The organism is Oscillibacter sp. PC13, assembly GCF_900115635.1.
In the GTDB taxonomy this organism is placed as follows: domain Bacteria; phylum Bacillota; class Clostridia; order Oscillospirales; family Oscillospiraceae; genus Oscillibacter.
Window position 1 is genome coordinate 36,235 of record NZ_FOXE01000003.1, and the last position, 19,444, is coordinate 55,678.

A 19,444-nucleotide genomic window follows, 5' to 3' on the forward strand; every position below is an offset into this window, starting at 1 on the left:
GAATTCCAAATTGACTCCATAGAAGTATTCAGCCGCGTCAGCTAACGCCCGAAGAGAATAGGAAGAAAGGTCCATTCTCGCTAATTCAGCTTTTGCGGAACTTTTGGTCGGCTCAAACCTCATGTCTGATATGTATTCGCATAAGAGTTGAACTCTCAGATCCTCAAACAAATCACGCTGTGTCTGCATATCATCGTACCTCGCGGTTTTCTTTTGTTTTTCTCGGCCTATATGTCGAGTGAGCTATTGCAGCAAATGGCTGCCCCAGCAGACATACCATATGTCCGGGGCATTATCACAGAGCCCCGTTCATTTTACCGAAACGGAGGAGCCGAAGCTCCTCCGTTCACTTTTGTTATCCGACCATATAACGGTACAGGAAGGTCACGATCTGGCTGCGCAGGCAGGGATCGTTGGGGCTGAAGGTGGTGGCAGAGGTGCCGGAGGTGATACCCTCCTCGGCAGCCCATGCAACTGCGCCGTTGTAGTAGGCATCCGCGCCAACGTCAGCAAAGCTGCTGGCTTCCTCCGCTGCGGGAGACTCCGCCCAGCGCCACAGGAAGGTGACGTTCTGCGCACGGGTCACAGTAGCATTGGGGCTGAAGGTAGTGGCAGAAGTGCCGGAGGTGATCCCGTTCTCTACGGCCCACAGTACGGCGTCGTAGTAGTAGCTGCCTTCCGCAACATCGGTGAAGGGCATATTGGTGGTTGCGGGTTCGGGAGAACCTGCAGCACGCCACAGGAAGGTCACGGTCTGCGCGCGGGTGCAGACGTTGGCGGGGGAGAACGTTGTGGCGGAAGTGCCGCCGGTGATGCCGTTCTCAGCGGCCCACAGCACGGCGTCATAGTAGTAGGCGTTCTCGGCAACGTCGACGAAGGGATTTTCAAAGTCTGCGATCTCTGCGAAGGTTGCCTCGATGGTAACCTTGCCGCTGGGCATCTTGAAGGTGTACTTGGTGTCGCTCTTCTTAGTGAGCTTCACTTCCTTGCCGTTCTTGTCCAGAACAGTCAGCTCATCCAGCTCGTAGCCATTGTCGGGATCGACAGTGATGGTCACGGTGCTGCCGGAGGATGCGCGGGAGGGAGAGACCTTGATATCGCCATTCTTGGAGTCCTCAACGGTGACAGAGTAAGTGGAGGAGCCACCGCCACCGCCGCCGCTGCTGCCGCCAGAGGGAGCAGACTTAACCGTCACAACACATTCAGCTGTGAAACCGCCGTCAACGGTGGTGGCTGTAATCGTAGCGGTACCGGCAGAAACACCAGTCACAACGCCGTTTTCGTCAACGGTTGCCACACTCGCATCGCTGGAGGACCAAGACACACTGATGTTGGCAGCGTTGTCGGGCACCACCGTTGCAGACAGGGGCGTCGTATTCCCCTCATTGACAGAAGCAGTTGTTTTGTCCAGCGTCACACCAGTAACAGAAACACCAGTCAAGCTGTACTTGCCATCAGCATACTGGGTAATGTACTTATCCACGCCGGATTTAACATCCAAGTTCCCGTTCGCCGTAGTCAGTGCCGCGGTCGCATCGGTCAGAGTAATCACACCGTCGTTAGTCAGGATCACGTCGCCCTCGCCGCGGCAGGTCACACTCATATCAGCGCCAACGTTGACAGTACCACCTGCGCCAACGGCAACGGTCTTGTCGGCCGCTTGCATAATGGTAACGGTTGCACCGTTCTTAATATCCATCAGAGCATTCTTGCCGGCCTCAGTGCCGATATTGATACCGTGGCTGGAATTATAGTTGTAGTCCGCACCGGAGGAGGAATAGCAGTTGGTGCCGACGTTCAGGGTACCGCCGTCCACCACGATGGCGGCAGGCTTGCCAACACGGTCTGCATCGGTGTTGTCACGGTCGGAGTAGTCCTGGCCGGTCAAGTGCAGTGCGGCGGTGTTCAGGGTCGCGCTCTCGTTGACAGTGATCAGGCCGTTTCCGTAGACGTTGGTCTGCCATGTGGCAGTCAGTTCGGCGGAATCAGACAGGGTGATGTAACCTATGGTGGTCAACTGCATGGTATAGACCGTGGAGTCGCCGCTGATGTTGATCGCGCCGTTGTAGTAGGACTTGACGATGGAGTTTTCACCAGCGTCATACACGGTGGAGTCGATCACATTGATGGTCGCATTCTGACGGGCATCCAGCTCAGGAATCAGGATGGTGGCATCCTTGATGTTCACAGTCGCGTTCTGGAAGGTCACCACAGGCAACGCATAATTGGGAGCATTGCCCGTGATGGTGAAGCTGAAAGCCTTATCGAAGGCGATCTCGGTATTGGACTCATCACCTTCTGCATTCAGGAGGACGATCGTTTCGCCTTCCTCAACGGCCTCCAAAGCAGCTTTGAAGGTCATATACTTGTTAGTGCCGATCTGCGCAACATACTGCGAGACAACTTTATATGTGCCGCCGCCATTATCCTTGCAGACGTAGCCATCAGCGCAGTAATCACTCTTGACAGCCTGATCATAGGTGCCGCCGGAAATCTTTAGGGTTCCAGCACTGGACAAAGTATCGTTCAAGCCGCCGGAGAATTCGCCGTTGGAAATGGTCACGGTTGCGCCGCTCTGCACTTTGACCGCGGCACCACTATCTGCGCTGGTGCCCTTGGGGCCAACAAAGGTACCATTCTCGATGGTGACATTTGCTGCACCGGAGACATTGACCGCATGGGTGGTCATGTTAGCGGTACCGACCGTCTTATATTCGCCTCCATCGATGGTCGCAGTGACAGCGCCATCAATACGGACAGCGTGACGGGCAGAGGTGATGTTGACGTCGGTCAGGGTCAGCTTGCCGGCGTTGATCTCGAGGGCGCTGACAGCAAAGCTTCCGTTGACAATAGATCCATTCTGAACGGTCAGTTCTGCATTGGGTGCCAGAATGCTGCCGTTCAGGGTCTTGCCGTTCAGGTCAATCGTGACTACAGCAGCTGCAGGAATATTGATGGTTTCGCTGCAGGTCACATCACCCAGCAGGGTGACAGTTTCACCGTCTGCGGCAGCCGCGATAGCAGACTGGAGGTCGGCATATTTCTCATCTTCAACCCGTGCAACCAGAGGCCACTTCCTCACACTATCAACAATCAGAGTGCCGCTGGTACTTTGACTATCTTTGGAGGTGCTGTATGCGGCGCCGATCAAACTACCATTCTCAAACTCAACATCGGTGACATTGGGGGCAGAAATGGTTCCGGTTGCATTGATGTTGGTAAACTCAACGTCATAACCAGCCTGGTTATGCCACACACCAGCGATCAGGCCAGTCTCCAAAACATCGTCAGGATCGCTGTTGGTGTTGGTCACATCACCCGTGCAGGTGATATTTTCGAAGTTGTTGCCATAATGGGCAATGCCGGTGATGCCGCCAACATCGCAGACATCGCCGATAACATCGATATTGGATTTAATGTTCTTGAAGGTGTGAGAGCCTTCGCCCATGAAGCCAATCACGCCGCCTACATAGGTGCGGTAGGCGGTTCCGTCTTCGGTGGAAACAGCCTTGACGTAAGATGTATCATCAACATCCACGGTGATGTCAGTCCAGTCAGCGTAAGCATTCTTACCGCCAACGCCGCCGACATAAGCCATGCCGTTGACTTCCACATGGCCGATCACCTTGATGTTGGTGTACTTGGAGGTGTAGGGAGTACCAGCCACGACGCCGACATTCAGATAACCGGAAACCTTAGCGTTTTCAACGGTCAGATTCTTGATCTCGCCGTTGGTGGTGTAACCAAACAGACCAACATTGCGATTATTGCCGGTAATGACCAGGTTTCTGATGGTCTTTTCATTACCATCGAAGACACCCTTAAATGCGGAACCACTTGTGCCGATAGGCGTCCATTCCTCACCAGTTAAATCAATAAAATCAATGTCGTCAGCCAGCTTGACCGTTTTTCCCTGATAGGTGTTGCCGGAATTGACAGCATCGCGGAAACCCTTCAAATCATCCAAAGTCTTGATGACATAGGGGTTCTCGACAGTTCCTTCTCCACTGAGCTTGTACGAAAAACTCACGGTACCGTCCTTGTTCTTTTCAAATCCCAGTGGCACATCGTCAGCAATACTGACATTCGTGGCACTGATAGAACTGGTGGAGTCCACAGACAGACTCAGGTTGGTACCCTCCAGGATACTGAAATCGCGAACATCCGCGATAGCGGAGCCGTTCTTCAGGGTCAGGGATGCCTGATCGTCAATGATGAAGGAGTTCTGTCCGTCATTGGTGCCGATGACCTTGAGCGTAGAGTTATCCAGCTTCATGGCAACATCGGCATAGTCTGCGTTGTCGTAGGAATTCTTCAGCAAGACGTATCCAGCCTCGATGTTGGCATCCTCAGCGTAGAAAGTGCCAGAATAGGGAGCAATATAGTAGCTGCATTTGTATTCCACGGTACTATCATTACCGTCGCCGTAGATATACAAACCAGCTGCCGGATCGGTGTTATAGCGCAACTGGGTGGCGCCGCCAACCGCGATGCTGCCGCCGTTCTGAACAGTGGTCTTGGCATCGTAACCATGGTAGAAGGTTTCATCGACAACCAGCGTACCCTCAACGGTATTCACGCCGTCAGTTTCATAGAAGACATTGCCGCCCTTCATGGTCACGTCCTCGCCAATGAACAGGTCGTTGCAATAAATCCAACTGTCATAGGTGCTGGTGACAGTCACGCCGCCCTCCACATTGGTGGTCAGAGTGCAGCCTTTCATCGCTTCAATTTTCTCATTCACGTCACGCAGAACATTGACCTTACGGCCATTGAAATCTCCCATGGCATCAACCAAGCTGGTGTAAGCCACCACACCGCCTGTGTTGCCCTCAGCCAGAGCAACGACCTTGTTCAGATCGTCAGGCGCGTTGAACTGAACCGCGCTTTCGGCAACAACTTCCTCATCGATAACCATAACGCCCTTGGTAGGGTTCATGTCATACTTGGGATAGCCCTCGGCCCACTCGACATCCCAGTAGTCGCTATCTTCGCCATCAAAGGGGATGGACCAGGTAACATAGACATCACCATCAATGATGTTGTCGATGTCGTTAAGAGTAGAGGTTGCAATCTTGGTATTGCCCTCGTACAGTTCGACGACCAGGCTCGCGGAAGCGTTTCCGCCACCCTCGCCCCAGAAGCGATCGGTGCTGGTGTAAACGGGAGTGATAGTTCCGCTCACTTCTGTTTCAGTGGAAAGCAGTACAGGTGCTCCGCCAGAGCCAAGAACATCGTCAAACTCGTAGTAGTCACTGCTTTCCAGATCTTCTTGTCCTATCACGCCGTCATTTTCAACGGCGAGTGCTGTGGCCGGGAACATACTGAATAGCATAGCGCATGTGACCAGCCACGATAGAAGTTTCTTCTTCATGTTTGTCCTCCTTAAACTCATTTTATCAAATGCGGCTTATCCCGCGTTCGATCTCTGTTATCCAACTAGGCGGCAAAGCACGCCTGCCTGTCCTCATACACTCCCCTCTGTCTATTTGCGAACGTCGCATTTTTCATCGCTCTGCATCTTTTTTCAAAAACTAAAACGATGGCGGAAAAGAAGAATGGCTCATAACGTGTGGGTTATGAGCCGCATAAAAATTGACATTCTATCTTGTTTTTGTGGGCAAAGAATGGTATGATATTATGCGAAAAAGTCAAGAGCAAGGCTCACTGTGTCCAAAACCACAGTGAAATCAGCTCTTGACCTCGGCTCTTTATGTATGGATTGTAACCCACGGTTTGCAGGCCATTTTATTTATTCTCTGCACCAGCGCTGAAAGGTGCCATGTGCAACACCCAGCCGTCGGGCCGCTTCACGGCCGGATATTTCACCGCGCTCCCATGCCGCTTTGATAGCGCCGTAGTTCTCCCCACGATCCTTGAAGTTCGGTCCGAAGTGGATACCTTTCGCTTTCGCCGCCGCAATCCCTTCGGCCTGCCGCTGCCTGTTGAACTCACGCTCGGTCTGGGCGACATAGCTAAGAAGCTGTAGGACGATGTCAGCAATGAGAACACCGGTCAGATCCCGCCCCTGTCGAGTGTCCAACAAGGGCATATCCAGCACCACGATGGCGACCTGTTTTTCTTTCGTAATAACCCGCCACTGCTCAAGAATCTCATCATAATTTCGTCCCAGCCGGTCGATGCTCTTGATGACAAGGGTGTCCCCGGTTTTCAATTTTCTCATCAGGCGTTTGTAGCCCGGGCGGTCAAAATCTTTTCCAGACTGCTTGTCCATAATGACATTTTCATTGGGTACGCCAAACTCCCTCATAGCAATTAGCTGACGATCTTCGTTTTGTTCCTTGGTTGAAACACGGATATAGCCATAAGTTTTCATGTTCTGCTCCTCCTATTGTTAGTATGGCTTAATTTTAGAGGAGCCGATGGTCAACATATTTTATTATTTAAGGCAGAGACAGAAAGAGCGGACAGTGCCAATAACAGGCATCTGTCCGCTCGCACTTATTTTGCTTCTCTGCGTTCTCATGAATGTCCCTCCCTTCAAGCAACACAACATACCAGCTTTGATGGGGAAAGTCTATTCAATAATCCGAGAAAGCGAAAAAGAGCCAGGAGTCATCATTCGATAACTCCTGGCTCTTGCTATCCTCAATCGGTTGATTTATTGATGTCCCTATGAGGCTCCGCCGTCAAGCGGCTCTTTTTTATCGGCGTATTCCAAAAGAAACTGATTTGCCAGAGGGGCGCCTAAGGAAAGCTACAGCAGGATGATGCCGGCCTGTTCACAGGCGGCTTGCGTTGCCGGGTCCCAAAGGCTGGCCTGCACCTCGCCAATGTGGCAAGTTCCGATTAACAGCATGCACAGACGGGACTGGCCGATGCCGCCGCCAATGGATTGAGGAAGTTCGCCTTTGAGCAGCATTTGGTGGAAGGGAAGCTGCCGGCGCTGCTCGCAGCCCGCTTCCTTCAGCTGGCGGTCCAGCGCCTCCTCATCCACGCGGATGCCCATGGAGGAGACTTCAAAGTTTCGTTCCAGTACGGGGTTCCACATGAGAATATCGCCGTTGAGCTCCCAGTCGTCATAGTCTGGAGCCCGGCCATCATGCTTGGTACCGGACTTCAGGGTTTTGCCGATCTGCATCAGGAATACTGTATGGTGCTCCCGGCAAATCTCATATTCCCGCTGGTTGGGAGTCAAATCCGGGAACCGATCCTCCAGCTCCTGCGTGGTAATAAAGAACACATCCCGGTCCGGCTTGAAGCTCAGGGCGGGAAAAGCGTTGCGCAGGGCAGCAGAGGTATCACAGATGGCGCCCACGATATCCTGTACCGTGTCTTTCAAATACGGGAGATTCCGGTTCTTGGGATCGATGTGCTTTTCCCAGTCCCACTGATCCACATACACGGAATGGAGGTTGTCCACTTCCTCATCGCGGCGGATGGCGTTCATATCGGTGTAAAGCCCGGTGCCCAGCTTGAATTCATACCGTTTCAAAGCCAGCCGTTTCCACTTTGCCAAGGAGTGTACGACCTGGCCGTCAGTGCCTACGTCGGGGATGTCGAAGGCAACCGGGCGTTCCACACCGTTCAAATCGTCATTGAGGCCGGTTTTTCCGTCCACAAACAGGGGAGCGGAGACCCGGTGTAAATTCAGCCGGACGGTAAGGCTGTGCTGAAATTCCCGGTGAATCAGTTCGATGGCACGCTGCAGTTCGTTGTTGGTCAGCGGCATCTGATACCCGGCAGGGATTACAAGTTTACTCATCGGATCCAATCATTCCTTTTATCATGATATAAAATTAATTAAAAGAGCAGGGAAGCGACAAATGGGGTGACATACGCCTCTATCAGGGCAGCCACAGCCAGCAGGGGCAGCAACACCAGAGCCAGCAGTCGCAGGATCAACAGCATACACTCCGACAGGGGCACGGCTGTTTCATCCTGACGGCAGCGGCGGCTCAGCTGCCCGCAGACGTACAAGCCCATGGCAAAAGCCAGAATCAAGGCTGGAAGTTCAAAGATCCCGTGTGGGATCAACGCCGCCAGATATACCAGCATGGAAATGCCATTGGTAACATAGTAAGCGGCAAGCACACCCAGCAGCATGGCGTTCATTCCGAGGGCCAGGGCGGTCAGGTGAACAAAGGGGATCAAGCCGTAGAGCATGATCATGGTGCAGGCCTGCAGGTTATTGGACAACAGGGCAACGGCGGAGAGATTGCCAACTTCATCCACAACATTTAAAGAGAAAAATACATTCCCAACATAGGAAAATAAAATTTCCCGCAGATCCGGCAGCAGCATACAGGCGGCAAAAGCGATCACTGCCAGGATGAGAAATGCAATGGCGGATCGTTTTGCCTCCCCGGATCCACCGTCTTTCCAACACTGCAGCAACCGGCCGTACTGTGGGATTAGCAGATCGTTCATGCCTTCAGCAGCTCTATGCCGCGGCGCAGACGGCGGAGCGTTTCATCCTTCCCAAGGATGTGGCAGATCTCCACGGCACCGCCGGGAGTGACCAGCTTGCCTGCCGCGGCGATGCGGACCGGCCACATCAAAGTGGCATTTTTTACCCCCAGTGAGGCGGCCAGATCGATCAGCGTATCATGGATGGCATCGATTGTCCACTGCGCAATGTTTTCCAAGGCGGGAAGTGCCTTTTGCAGCATCTCCAGGGAGATAGCGGCATCCGTCTTGGATTTCTTGTTGGTATAGAACTCCACGCTGTAGTCCGGAAGCGCATCAAAGAAGTCCACTTTCTCCGGAATGTCCGTCAGCCTTTCGCACCGGGCCTGCAGCAGTGCGGCAATTTCGCAGGTGTCGTAGGCGGGATTTTTGACCGCCTGGCGGATATAGGGCTCTGCGGCCGTTGCAAACGCCTCGGGTGTCAGGGCGCGGAGATAGGTGGCGTTGAAATAGTCCAGTTTGGCAAGATCGAAAATCGCAGGGGACTTGGAAATACCGGCAATGTCGAAAGCCTCCACCAGCTCGGGGAGGGTAAAAAACTCCCGCTCGGCGATCTCGCCCTTTGGGGACCAGCCCAGCAGTGCCACATAGTTCAAAATAGCCTCTGTCAAGTAGCCCATGGAACGCAAATCCTCATAGGAGGGATCGCCGTGGCGCTTGCTCATCTTGTGCTGTTGATCCCGCATGACGGGAGAGCAGTGGACATAGGTGGGAATTTCCCAGCCGAAGGCCTCGTACAGCAGATTGTATTTCGGGGCGGAAGAAAGGTATTCACTGCCGCGGACCACATGGGTAATCCCCATCAGGTGGTCGTCCACCACATTGGCAAAGTTATAGGTGGGCAGTCCGTCCCGCTTCAGCAGTACCTGGTCGTCCAGGGTTTTGTTCTCCACCGTGATATCCCCAAAGGAGACATCGTGGAAGGTAGTGCTCCCCTCATGGGGAACCCGCTGACGGATAACATAGGGTTTGCCGGCAGCCAAATTCGCCTGAACCTCTTCAACACTCAGGCTGCGGCAAGGATCATCAGCCCGGTCAAAATTACCTGTGTCCTCTTCAGACTCCGTCTTTTCGCAAAAACAGTAATAAGCCGCGCCCTTTTCCACAAGAAGCTTAGCGTATTTGCCATATAAATCCCGGCGCTCTGTCTGGATATAGGGACCGACCGGGCCGCCGACATCTGGGCCCTCATCATGCGTCAGGCCGCATTCTGCCATCGTGCGGTAGATCAGCTCGGTGGCGCCCTCCACCTGGCGGGTTTGATCGGTATCCTCCAGGCGGAAGATGAAGGTGCCGCCGGCCTTGCGGGCGATCAGCCAGGTATACAGCGCTGTGCGCAGGTTGCCCACATGCATATAGCCGGTGGGGGAGGGGGCAAAACGGGTACGGACCGTCCCTTTTGGAATGCGGGACTCCATCTCCTCAAAAAAAACTTGATCAAGTGCCATGAATATACCTCCAAGCAGGAAATTTTCATAAAATCACAAATTACATTATCCCTTTTCTCCCTTGGAATGTCAAGGCTGGAGTTGCTGTTTTCCGGTGGATCTGGTAGAATCATGAAAAGAGGAAAGGAACGTGAGAGAATGGCAGTTGAAGAAGAGGTATTTCCGCTGATGATCGGCGGCGTACTGCTGATCAGTGCACTGGAAGCGGCGGCTGGTTGGATGCTTCTGCGGGGGCGGAGAGGGGCACGGAAAAAGCTGATGACTCATGTGCTGCTGATGCTGGGGGGATTTTACTTCCTGTTCCGCTGCGTATTTGCCTCCAGAATGGGCGTAAGTGCGGCAATTCCCTCCATTTCCAACTCCGCCGGCATGGGACTGTTCGGACTTCTTTGGGCGGCCAGTGCCATCTGCGTGATATCCCTGGTGGATGAACTGATAAACAGGGAATAGAGAAGAGGCCGAAAGCTCCGCGCCATAGGCGCGGAGCTTTTTTATCCGTTGCACTTTCCAGCTTGCTGTGATACACTATAAAAGTTAAATTACGCCCTTTTGCGCGGGCGATTTCAATACATGAATTTGAGGTGTTCCGACCATGGAAAACGAAGTACAAAAGAAGCGGATTCTCAGCGGCATTCAGCCCTCCGGCGATCTGACGCTGGGATCTTACCTGGGCGCCATCAAGAATTGGGCGGCTCTGGCTGATGAATATGACTGCTATTATATGCTGGCCGATATGCACACCATCACGGTCCGTCAGGTCCCGGCTGATCTGCGCCGCAGGACGCTGACCCAGGTGGCGGCCTATATTGCCTGCGGTCTGGATCCAGAGAAAAATGTGCTGTTTGTCCAATCTCATGTGCCCGCTCATGCCCAGCTGGCCTGGGTGCTGGACTGCTATACCATGTTCGGAGAACTCTCCCGCATGACCCAGTTTAAAGACAAGTCTGCAAAGAATGCCGACAACATCAACGCCGGCCTCTTCACGTATCCGGCGCTGATGGCGGCTGACATTCTGCTGTATCAGGCAGATCTGGTGCCGGTGGGCGGTGACCAGAAGCAGCATGTGGAAATCTGCCGGGACATCGCCACCCGGTTCAACGGAGTTTACGGGGACGTGTTTAAGCTGCCGGAACCGTATATTCCACAGGTAGGCGCACGGGTGATGAGCCTGACCACTCCGGAGAATAAGATGAGCAAGTCTGACAAGGATCAAAATGGTTGCGTCTATATGTTGGAAAAGCCGGAGGATATTCTTCGGAAGTTCAAGAAGGCGGTGACCGACTCGGACGCCTGCGTCCGCTACGATCCTGCGGCAAAGCCCGGCGTGTCCAATTTGATGCAGATTTACTCTGTGGCCACCGGAAGGAGCTATGGAGAGATTGAGCAGGAGTTCGACGGCCTGGGCTACGGCGACTTTAAGAAGGCTGTGGGGGAGGCTGTGGTGGAGCTGCTGCGGCCCATCCGGGAGGAGACGGAGCGCTTGCTGGCAGACAAGGCATATCTGGAGAGCGTATACCGTACCGGCGCGGAGAAGGCCTCCTACGTGGCGAACCGGACACTTTCCAAGGTCTACAAAAAAGTCGGATTCCTGGCCCGCTGACGGAGGACGAGTATGATATTTGAAACGCGGCTGATTGCCTACGTGATTCTGGCGCTGCTGGTGGCGTTGGTGGTCAGCTTCCTGATGACGCCCGTTGTGAAGACCTTTGCCTATAAGGTGGGGGCCATCGATGTTCCAAAGGACGCCCGCCGGATGCACAAGGTACCCATCCCACGGCTTGGCGGTCTGGCGATTTTTATCGGCTTTATGGTGAGTATCCTGCTGTTTGTGCCTATCCGGGGTAACCAGCAGATGCAGAGCATTCTTCTGGGCGCTGTGATCATTGTGGTATTGGGCGTCGTGGACGATATCATGGCTCTGCCCGCCATGTTCAAGTTTGTGGTGCAGATTGTGGCGGCACTGATTCCCGCCCTCAACGGGGTGGTGATCCAGGCCTTTTCCAACCCCAATATTTTTTCTGAGAACCTGTACTGGGTACTGGGCGGGCTGTCCATTCCCTTTACCGTGCTGTGGATTGTGGCCATTACCAACTCCGTGAACCTGATTGACGGCCTGGATGGCCTGGCCAATGGTGTCTCTGCTATCTCTGCCACCACCATGCTGGTGATTGCCCTGCTGGGGGATCAGGGGCAGGTGTCCATCGTTCTGGCGGCTCTGGTGGGCGCCTGTGTGGGATTCATGCCCTACAACATGAATCCCGCCAAGATGTTCATGGGGGATACCGGCGCCACCTTCCTGGGCTATATCCTGGCTACCATGTCCATTCAGGGCCTGTTCAAGTATTACGCGGTGATCTCCTTTGTGGTGCCGTTTTTGATTCTGGGGCTGCCCATCTTCGACACGGCGTTCGCCTTTATCCGCCGTATTGCCCACGGTCAAAGCCCCATGCATGCCGACCGGAGCCATATCCACCACCGGCTGATTGACATGGGGCTGAACCAGAAGCAGGCGGTGGCGACGCTGTACGTCATCTCCGCCATCCTGGGCCTCTCCGCCGTCGTGCTGACCACCGGGGGAGAGCAGAAGGCCATGCTGTTTTTCGCAGCGCTGTGCATTGTGGCCGTGGTGACCGCCCGGGTGGTGTTTCCCAAGGAGGTCAAGGAGGAGCTGAAGGAAGAGCTGGAAGAACTGAAGGAGCACGGGCACCACACTGCGGAGGACAAGCCTGCAGCGGAAACGGCTCCTTCGGAGACGGCGGAGTCCGGATCGTCTGAGGCCCCTGGGGATTCCGAGAAAGAAGAGGACGCATAACATGGAAAAACTGCGCGTTATGAGCGTGTTTGGCACCCGGCCGGAGGCTATTAAGATGGCACCGCTGGTGAAGGAGCTGGCGGGCCGGGAGAATGTGGAGAGTCTTTGCTGTGTCACGGCCCAGCACCGGCAGATGCTGGACTCCGTGCTGGAGGTCTTTGACCTGAAGCCGGATTACGACCTGGATATTATGACGCCCCGCCAGACCCTTTCCACCATTACCAGCAAGTGCCTTTTGGGAATGGACGAGGCCATCGATACCTTGAAGCCCCATATGATTCTGGTTCACGGGGATACGTCCACCACCTTTGCCGGGGCGCTGTCCGCCTTTTATCACCAGGTGCCGGTTGGGCATGTGGAGGCAGGCCTCAGAACCTATGACAAGTATTCTCCCTTTCCGGAAGAGATGAACCGCAAGCTGGTATCCGCCATTGCGGATTTATATTTCTGCCCTACGCGGAACAACAAAGAAAACCTTTTGAAAGAAGGCATTACCGAGGGGCTGTTTGTCACAGGCAACACCGTGATTGACGCCCTGAAAACCACTGTCCGGAAGAATTACCGCTTTTCCACCGAGGAGCTGAACCAGCTGCCCTATGGGGAGAAAAAGGTAATCCTGGTGACCTGTCACCGGCGGGAGAACTACGGCGAGTCCATGAAGAACATCATGCTGGCCCTGCGGCAGATTGCGGAGGAAAATCCAGATGTGGAGCTGGTGTATCCCGTTCACCTCAGCCCGGTAGTGCGGGAGGCGGTGGATACCTATCTCCGGGGCGCGCCCAGGGTGCATCTGATTGACCCGCTGCCCGCCGACGAGATGCACAACCTGATGGATCGCAGCTTCCTGGTGCTGACGGACTCCGGCGGACTGCAGGAGGAGGCTCCCGCTCTGGGAAAGCCCGTCCTGGTGATGCGCCGGGAGACGGAGCGGCCGGAGGCGGTGGCTGCCGGTACAGTGAAGCTCTGCGGCGTGGTGCAGGATGATATTGTCACCATGGCGGAGCGTCTGATTCGGGACAGTGAGGCCTATGGCAGGATGGCCCGCGCGGTGAATCCATACGGTGATGGACACGCCTGCCGCCGGATTGCAGACGCCATCGAGTGGAAGTTCGGCCTGCGGAAGGAAAGACCAGAGGAGTTCGGCGCGTAAAAGGCGCTGCCTGCAGCAATTGGGTTCACGGGATAGATAAAAAATGGAGGAGGCCGTTGAGGCTTGTCCGGCGGGGAGAGGAGGCGGTTTTGCCATGGACAGACGCAGAATGAACCAACTGACCATTGCGTTTATTGCAGTGGTGGTGCTGACGGTGTCGCTGATGCTGGCGGGCAGAATGCGGCCTGCCTCTCATATTGTACTGCCGGGAGAACAAGAGACCCCGGGGGAGAATACCGGAGATACGAACTTGGGCGGGGATGCGCTGACAGTGGTGGAGGTAACGCCGGATACGGTACAGGCTGCCATCGCGACACTGGCAAGACCGGAGGTATACTGCCGGACCATGCGGATACAGCAGTTTTGGGATGGCGGAAACGGAGAATTTGACATCAGCGTGGCTGTCAGCGGCAGCTGGACCAGGACCGATCGGATTCTGCCGTCCGGACAGGCCAGGCACGCCCTGACGGACGGCGAATCCACGTATATTTGGTATAACAGCAGCCAGAACGTATACATCGGTCCGGCAGGTACGATTTCTGCCGATAATGAGCAGGTGATTCCGACCTATGAAGAGATTTTGCAGCTTCCACCAGATCAGATTTCTACTGCGGATTACCGTATGATTGCTGAAGATGTGAACTGCATCTATGTGGAGACGGCAAAGGATGCAGACGGCTATACGCTGCGGTACTGGGTCAGTGTGGACAACGGATTGCTGGTAGCTGCGGAAAAGTTGCTGGAGGATGAGACGATTTACCGTATGAGCGGCCTGCTTGTGGACTTGACCGCACCGGAACAGGAGAGCTTTACACTGCCGGACGGAACGATTCTGACCAGCATTCGGGGCGAATCAAGATAAACTAGCCGGGGGATTGTCCCCCGGCTTTTTGCTTCATAAGACTGCCTAGGAGAAAAGTGGTTTTTCATGAAACCGACATACAGAAAAGCAATGATAGGAAATATGTGTGGTGAGATCGGTTCTGGTGACGTATTTTGGCCAGCCCCGCAAAAGATGGATCGCATTTTTCGTGGATTTTTCGACAAGGCTGTGTTATCATAAAAAAAACAGAGAAGATAGGACAGAAAATCATGATGATTTTTGCAGAAATGCTGAGAAACAGACTGTTGACGAATTCGGTGCTGGCATGGACACTGGCACAGCTAATCAAGACCATTCTCTACGCCATCATGCACAAGAAACTGGACTTTCGGCGCCTGTTCGGAGATGGCGGAATGCCAAGCGGACACTCCGCTACTGTGACGGCACTTTCTGTAACCGCCGGTCTGGAACATGGCTTTGCCTCCGCCTCTTTTGCCATTTCGGCGATTTTGGCCATCATTGTGATGCACGATGCAATGGGTGTACGGCTGGAGGCTGGCAAACATGCCAAGGCAATTAATGAGCTGCTGGAGCTGTTCAGCAGCCGGGCGGAGCCAGATGTCAAGCTGAAAGAGTTTTTGGGACATACCCCGATGCAGGTCTGTTTTGGCGCATTGCTGGGGCTTCTGGTGGCGGCAGTAATAAGTGGATAACCAGTGTGTAAAGGTGTGCTGAGAAATGGGGGCGGCTTTTCAGATGAGGCCGCTGCTGCCGTTACTTGACAGATTACCTTCCTATGCTTCTTGAAAAGCTGAAAGCCCGCTGCAGGCATTTTGCCTGCAGCGGGCTTTTGTGATGCTGCAAAAAAGGGAGCGCAGTGTTCAAACCACTTGCTGAAGCTGGAAAAGCGCTTTTGAACGCTCACGTACTTCAAAAGGCGGACTTATGGACTGCAGTAGGATTTATACAGTTCAACATGGTCATAAATAGCCCGCCAGGAGCTATAGGCATTCCCAGTGACACAAATGTATTCTGCACCGCTTGCAGTTACTCCGCAGCTTGCGGCGCAGTTGCCGGACTGGGCCACATAGCCCGTTTTGGCGCCGATCACCGCAAAGTCATCAGGAATATGATCCTCGATTTTACGTAAAAACCAATTCGAGAGTACCTGCCCTTCCGGATGGTATGGCGTGGGTGCTGTCTCATAGGTGCGGGCCCCTAAAATTTCACGGCACAGCTCGTTATCCATAGCGGCCTTTAAAATCATCGCCATATCATAAACCGTACAGAAATGGTCTTTATCATACAGCCCCACACAATTTGTAAAATGGGAAGTTTCAGCAAGCCCCAATTCGTCTAATTTGGCGTTCATCTGCTCAACAAAGGCCTCTTGGGAACCGGATACATACATGGCAAGTCCCAGGGCAGCATCAGCGCCGGAGGAGAGGATGGTGCCGTACAGCAGTTCGCGGATAGAAACGGTTTCCCCTATCTCCAACCCAACCACACTGCAGTCGTTGACATAGCAGTAGTCCGTGATTTCCCGGGTAAGCGTAAAGGTATCATCCAAATTTGTAACTTGCTCGGCTGCGACCAGCAGCGTCAAAATTTTTGTCATGGAGGCCGGGCTGATGACCGTGTCAAAAGCCTTTTCCGCCAGGATGGTACCATTGGTTAAATCAATCAGCACGGCGTATTCACTGGAAAAGGCTTCGTCTAAGTGAATGGTGTCTGCAGACACAGAAGCGGAATAGGGAGGGGCTGCTGCTTCCGGAAGAGGGCGGGTGGACAGAACGGCTCTGCCGGCCTTTTCACGGGCTGGTTCCGCCCGGCTGCGGGAGGACCAGAAAACACCGACCAAGCAGACGATCAGGATTGGAAAAAGCCGAAGCAGCTGTCTGCGGCGGCGCAGACGCAGCTTTTCCCTGCGGGATTTGGCCCGCTGCGCTCTGCGGGCGGCGCGTTCTTCATCAGAGATGGCAGATGGGTGACAATCTTCCATGGGGTGGCTCCTGTCCTGCAAAATATTAAATTTATTATATCAGAAAATCCGGCATATTTCATCCCCTATTTTAGGAAAGTGGGAAATTTGCCTGCACAGCCTCGCGTTTTTGCGGAATTTTGCTGCAAACGGCTGACCAGCCAAGCTGTTTGCGCATAGCCTATTGTAAGAACAGAACTTGGAGGGAACTACATGGCACAGGTAACAAACTTTTTTGTCGGCGCAAACAGCGGCGAAGGATTCCAAAATTTGTTCCCGGAAATGGTGGATTTGGAAGATACATATGACCTGATGATACTGAAGGGAGGGCCTGGCGTCGGAAAGGCCACATTTATGCGGGAAGTCGGACGCAGCATGGAGCAGGCAGGCACCCCTGTAGAATATCTGTGGTGCTCCGGCGATCCGGATTCCCTGGATGGCGTGGTGCTTCCGGATCTGCGGTGCGCCGTGGTGGATGGCACAGCACCTCATGTTATAGAGCCGAGATATCCGGCGGCTGTGGATCGGTATGTGGATCTCGGACGGTTTTATGACCTGACTGCTGCCAAGGCATCAGCGGACGAGGCAAAGGCCCATACCCACGCCTATCAAGCAGCATATGTTCGCGCCTACCGGAATTTAAGGGCTGCGCGGCAGGTAGAACTGGACACAGTTTCGGCGGTACAGAAAACCTTTGATCGGGAACGGGCGGAACGGCGTGCAGATGGAATTTTATACAGAGAGCTACGCCGCCCCGGCGGACAGCAGGGGAAAACAACCCGTCGTTTTTTGGGGACTATCACCCACAAGGGCTACCTCTGGCGTTTTGACAGCGTGGAGACATTATGCCCAAAGGTTTATGAAATTTCTGACAGCTGGGAATTGGCTGGCGGTATGCTTGCACGGTTCCACGAAGCGGCTGTTGAAAACGGTTGGAACACCATAGCGTGCATGGCTCCGGAGGATCCAAGCCGCTTAGAGCACTTGCTAGTCCCGGGGCTTGGGCTGGCATTTGTTACCTCCAGGCCGGGGATGGACTATGGAAAAAAGCCGTTCCGCCGCATTCGGCTCGATGCGATGACGGAACCATCCGGCAAAGCGCGTCTCCGGTTCCAAACCCGCATGGCAGCGCTGCTCCGTGAGGAGGGTGTAACAGCGCTGAAGGAGGCCAAACGCAACCATGACAGGTTGGAGGCCGTTTACAACCCATATGTGGATTTTGAAGGCGTGCGTGCCTTGGCGGCGATTGAAACCGGCCGATTGCTGAGCTATCTGAAATAAAGAGGACAGAGAGAAGCACCATATCCCAGTTATGGCGCTTCTCTCTTGAAAATTTGTTTTCTGGATTTGGCGTTTTTCAGTGGATAACAGAAAAGCTGAAGAATTACATCTCAATTTCATTTTGGGGAGCAGAGGACTTGTCAGCCGATTTAAATGGCGGCTTATCCGACCGGATATGGAGGCACAGATGATAGAGGGGAAGCAGGTACAAGTAGCACGCTGTGAGCACGCTGGCAGTTGGCGCGCCAATGGAAGCCAACGGTACAGCACACGCAATTGACCATGGGACAAGCCCGGCAATGACGACGACGGTATTTTCCAAGTGGGACGCGAATTCCTCTGCATCCGGGATTGTGGGCTGGCAAAGCTGCTGGGTTAGTATGATGGAAAGTGTCTGGTTGCAGGAGACAATGCTGGTGACAACGGCGGTCAGCAAAATGGCGCCAAAAGGAGTCGCCATTTTGCTGAACTTCAGAAGGTGCGCCTGAATACTGTCCAAAAATCCGGTTTCCTTGAAAATCCCTGCGTAACAGGAGGAGATGCAGACAATAAGGAAAACGTTGGACATCGAGTAAATTCCTCCGCCGCTCATCAGTGCAGCCAGTGCAGGATTTTCCGGATGAAAGCCGAATACACAAATCTGCAGCATGGAAAGGAGACTGATTTTCTGAACCTGGCAGGCAATCAGAAAGGCACAGATGCTGCTGATACCGAGCGTGATTTTCACGTGAATTTTCAAGAGGGAAAACAAAAGGATAACTGCTGCCGGAAGGAGTGTGACCAGGGAGAGCGTATATTGTTCCGGAAAAATTCCGCGGATCTCTGCGGCATTTCCTTCAGCCGGGCAGACATATCCGAGGATCCAGTAAACTGCTGAGGGCAAGACAAGAGGAACCCAGCCGGTTCTCATCATAACGGCAATGTTTCGGAAAATATTGGTTCCAGTTAACTCACTGATCAAAAGGGCGCTGGTGGACATAGGGGAGCAGCGGTCGCCAAAATAGACTCCAGAGAGAATCGCACCACCTGTATAAAGCGGGGGAAGTCCCATCCCGGTTGCAATCGTCATACAGATGACACCGATGGTTGCGGCACTTCCAAAAGAAGTTCCTGTCAGAAAGGAGACCAGACAGCACAGCAAAAATGTCACAAGCAGGATTGCGGACGGAACACAGATTCCGGCTGCATAATAGACAATGCACGCGATGGTGCCGCTGGCACGCCAGGCGGCGGTGATCATACCAATTAAAACAAAATTCAGCAGGACATTTTGCACGCTGCGGATTCCAACGACAGAAAAGTGAAGAACTTGCCTGACCGCATACTTTTTCAATCTTCCATAGAGAAAAAACAGGATATATCCAAATAGCATGGCATATAAAATAGACAGGCCTGCAGCTACACAGGTCAAAAGCCCCGCTGAAAACAAAAACAGTAAAACCAGCTCCACCACACGGCATCCCTCCAACCAAATCCGGTGTTTGATTATAGAGGATTATCAGGCCGGATGCAAATGAAA

Annotated in this window: 14 protein-coding genes; 7 read left to right on the forward strand and 7 right to left on the reverse strand. The window is 53.7% G+C overall.

Features of this window, described 5'->3' with window-relative positions; all coding sequences use genetic code 11:
• Nucleotides 1-355 precede the first annotated feature (355 nt).
• From BMZ81_RS02090 to gltX, 5 genes are all read right to left on the reverse strand, one after another.
• A complete protein-coding gene (locus BMZ81_RS02090) occupies nucleotides 356-5,374 on the reverse strand; it encodes an S-layer homology domain-containing protein (protein ID WP_177187162.1) in 5,019 nt (1,672 codons plus the stop codon).
• Between the two features lie 378 nt (nucleotides 5,375-5,752).
• Nucleotides 5,753-6,337 carry a recombinase family protein gene (locus BMZ81_RS02095; protein WP_091128077.1) on the reverse strand — a complete coding sequence of 195 codons (585 nt, stop codon included), beginning with the start codon at nucleotides 6,335-6,337 and terminating at the stop codon, nucleotides 5,753-5,755.
• A 381-nt stretch (nucleotides 6,338-6,718) separates the two neighbouring features.
• A complete protein-coding gene (gene asnA / locus BMZ81_RS02105) occupies nucleotides 6,719-7,726 on the reverse strand; it encodes an aspartate--ammonia ligase (RefSeq protein ID WP_091128082.1) in 1,008 nt (335 codons plus the stop codon).
• Between the two features lie 38 nt (nucleotides 7,727-7,764).
• Nucleotides 7,765-8,391, reverse strand: a complete 627-nt coding sequence (locus BMZ81_RS02110; protein WP_091128085.1) for a stage II sporulation protein M — start codon at nucleotides 8,389-8,391, stop codon at nucleotides 7,765-7,767.
• Nucleotides 8,388-9,878 carry a glutamate--tRNA ligase gene (gene gltX, locus BMZ81_RS02115; protein ID WP_091128087.1) on the reverse strand — a complete coding sequence of 497 codons (1,491 nt, stop codon included), beginning with the start codon at nucleotides 9,876-9,878 and terminating at the stop codon, nucleotides 8,388-8,390. The genes BMZ81_RS02110 and gltX overlap by 4 nt, the downstream gene beginning before the upstream one ends.
• Nucleotides 9,879-10,016: 138 nt before the next feature.
• Here gltX and BMZ81_RS02120 point away from each other — a divergent pair, with 138 nt between their 5' ends.
• The 6 genes from BMZ81_RS02120 (at nucleotide 10,017) to BMZ81_RS02145 (ending at nucleotide 15,376) form a co-directional block, all read left to right on the forward strand.
• Nucleotides 10,017-10,328 (forward strand): hypothetical protein, encoded by a 312-nt coding sequence (locus BMZ81_RS02120; RefSeq protein WP_091128089.1) that lies wholly within the window; start codon nucleotides 10,017-10,019, stop codon nucleotides 10,326-10,328.
• Nucleotides 10,329-10,470: 142 nt separating this feature from the next.
• Nucleotides 10,471-11,478 (forward strand): tryptophan--tRNA ligase, encoded by a 1,008-nt coding sequence (gene trpS, locus BMZ81_RS02125; RefSeq protein WP_091128091.1) that lies wholly within the window; start codon nucleotides 10,471-10,473, stop codon nucleotides 11,476-11,478.
• Nucleotides 11,479-11,490: 12 nt separating this feature from the next.
• Entirely contained in the window at nucleotides 11,491-12,690 is a 1,200-nt protein-coding gene (locus tag BMZ81_RS02130) for an MraY family glycosyltransferase (RefSeq protein ID WP_091128094.1), read from the forward strand.
• A gap of 1 nt (nucleotide 12,691) precedes the next feature.
• Nucleotides 12,692-13,840 carry a non-hydrolyzing UDP-N-acetylglucosamine 2-epimerase gene (wecB, locus tag BMZ81_RS02135; RefSeq protein ID WP_091128097.1) on the forward strand — a complete coding sequence of 383 codons (1,149 nt, stop codon included), beginning with the start codon at nucleotides 12,692-12,694 and terminating at the stop codon, nucleotides 13,838-13,840.
• Nucleotides 13,841-13,934: 94 nt separating this feature from the next.
• The gene (locus BMZ81_RS02140; RefSeq protein ID WP_091128098.1) at nucleotides 13,935-14,702 is read left to right on the forward strand and encodes a hypothetical protein; all 768 of its coding nucleotides are present in this window, start codon (nucleotides 13,935-13,937) and stop codon (nucleotides 14,700-14,702) included.
• Between the two features lie 230 nt (nucleotides 14,703-14,932).
• Nucleotides 14,933-15,376, forward strand: a complete 444-nt coding sequence (locus BMZ81_RS02145; RefSeq protein ID WP_091128101.1) for a divergent PAP2 family protein — start codon at nucleotides 14,933-14,935, stop codon at nucleotides 15,374-15,376.
• A 230-nt stretch (nucleotides 15,377-15,606) separates the two neighbouring features.
• On the opposite strand, the gene BMZ81_RS02150 is transcribed toward BMZ81_RS02145, so the two are convergent.
• Nucleotides 15,607-16,665, reverse strand: coding sequence for a D-alanyl-D-alanine carboxypeptidase family protein (locus tag BMZ81_RS02150; RefSeq protein ID WP_091128104.1), 1,059 nt, complete (start codon nucleotides 16,663-16,665; stop codon nucleotides 15,607-15,609).
• Nucleotides 16,666-16,857: 192 nt separating this feature from the next.
• On the opposite strand from BMZ81_RS02150, the gene BMZ81_RS02155 reads away from it, so the two are divergent.
• On the forward strand, nucleotides 16,858-17,925 hold the full coding sequence (locus BMZ81_RS02155; RefSeq protein ID WP_091128106.1) for a hypothetical protein: 1,068 nt from the start codon (nucleotides 16,858-16,860) through the stop codon (nucleotides 17,923-17,925).
• A gap of 103 nt (nucleotides 17,926-18,028) precedes the next feature.
• Here the strand turns inward: BMZ81_RS02155 and BMZ81_RS02160 are convergent, their stop codons facing one another.
• Nucleotides 18,029-19,378, reverse strand: coding sequence for a Na+/H+ antiporter NhaC family protein (locus BMZ81_RS02160; protein ID WP_091128108.1), 1,350 nt, complete (start codon nucleotides 19,376-19,378; stop codon nucleotides 18,029-18,031).
• Nucleotides 19,379-19,444 lie beyond the last annotated feature (66 nt).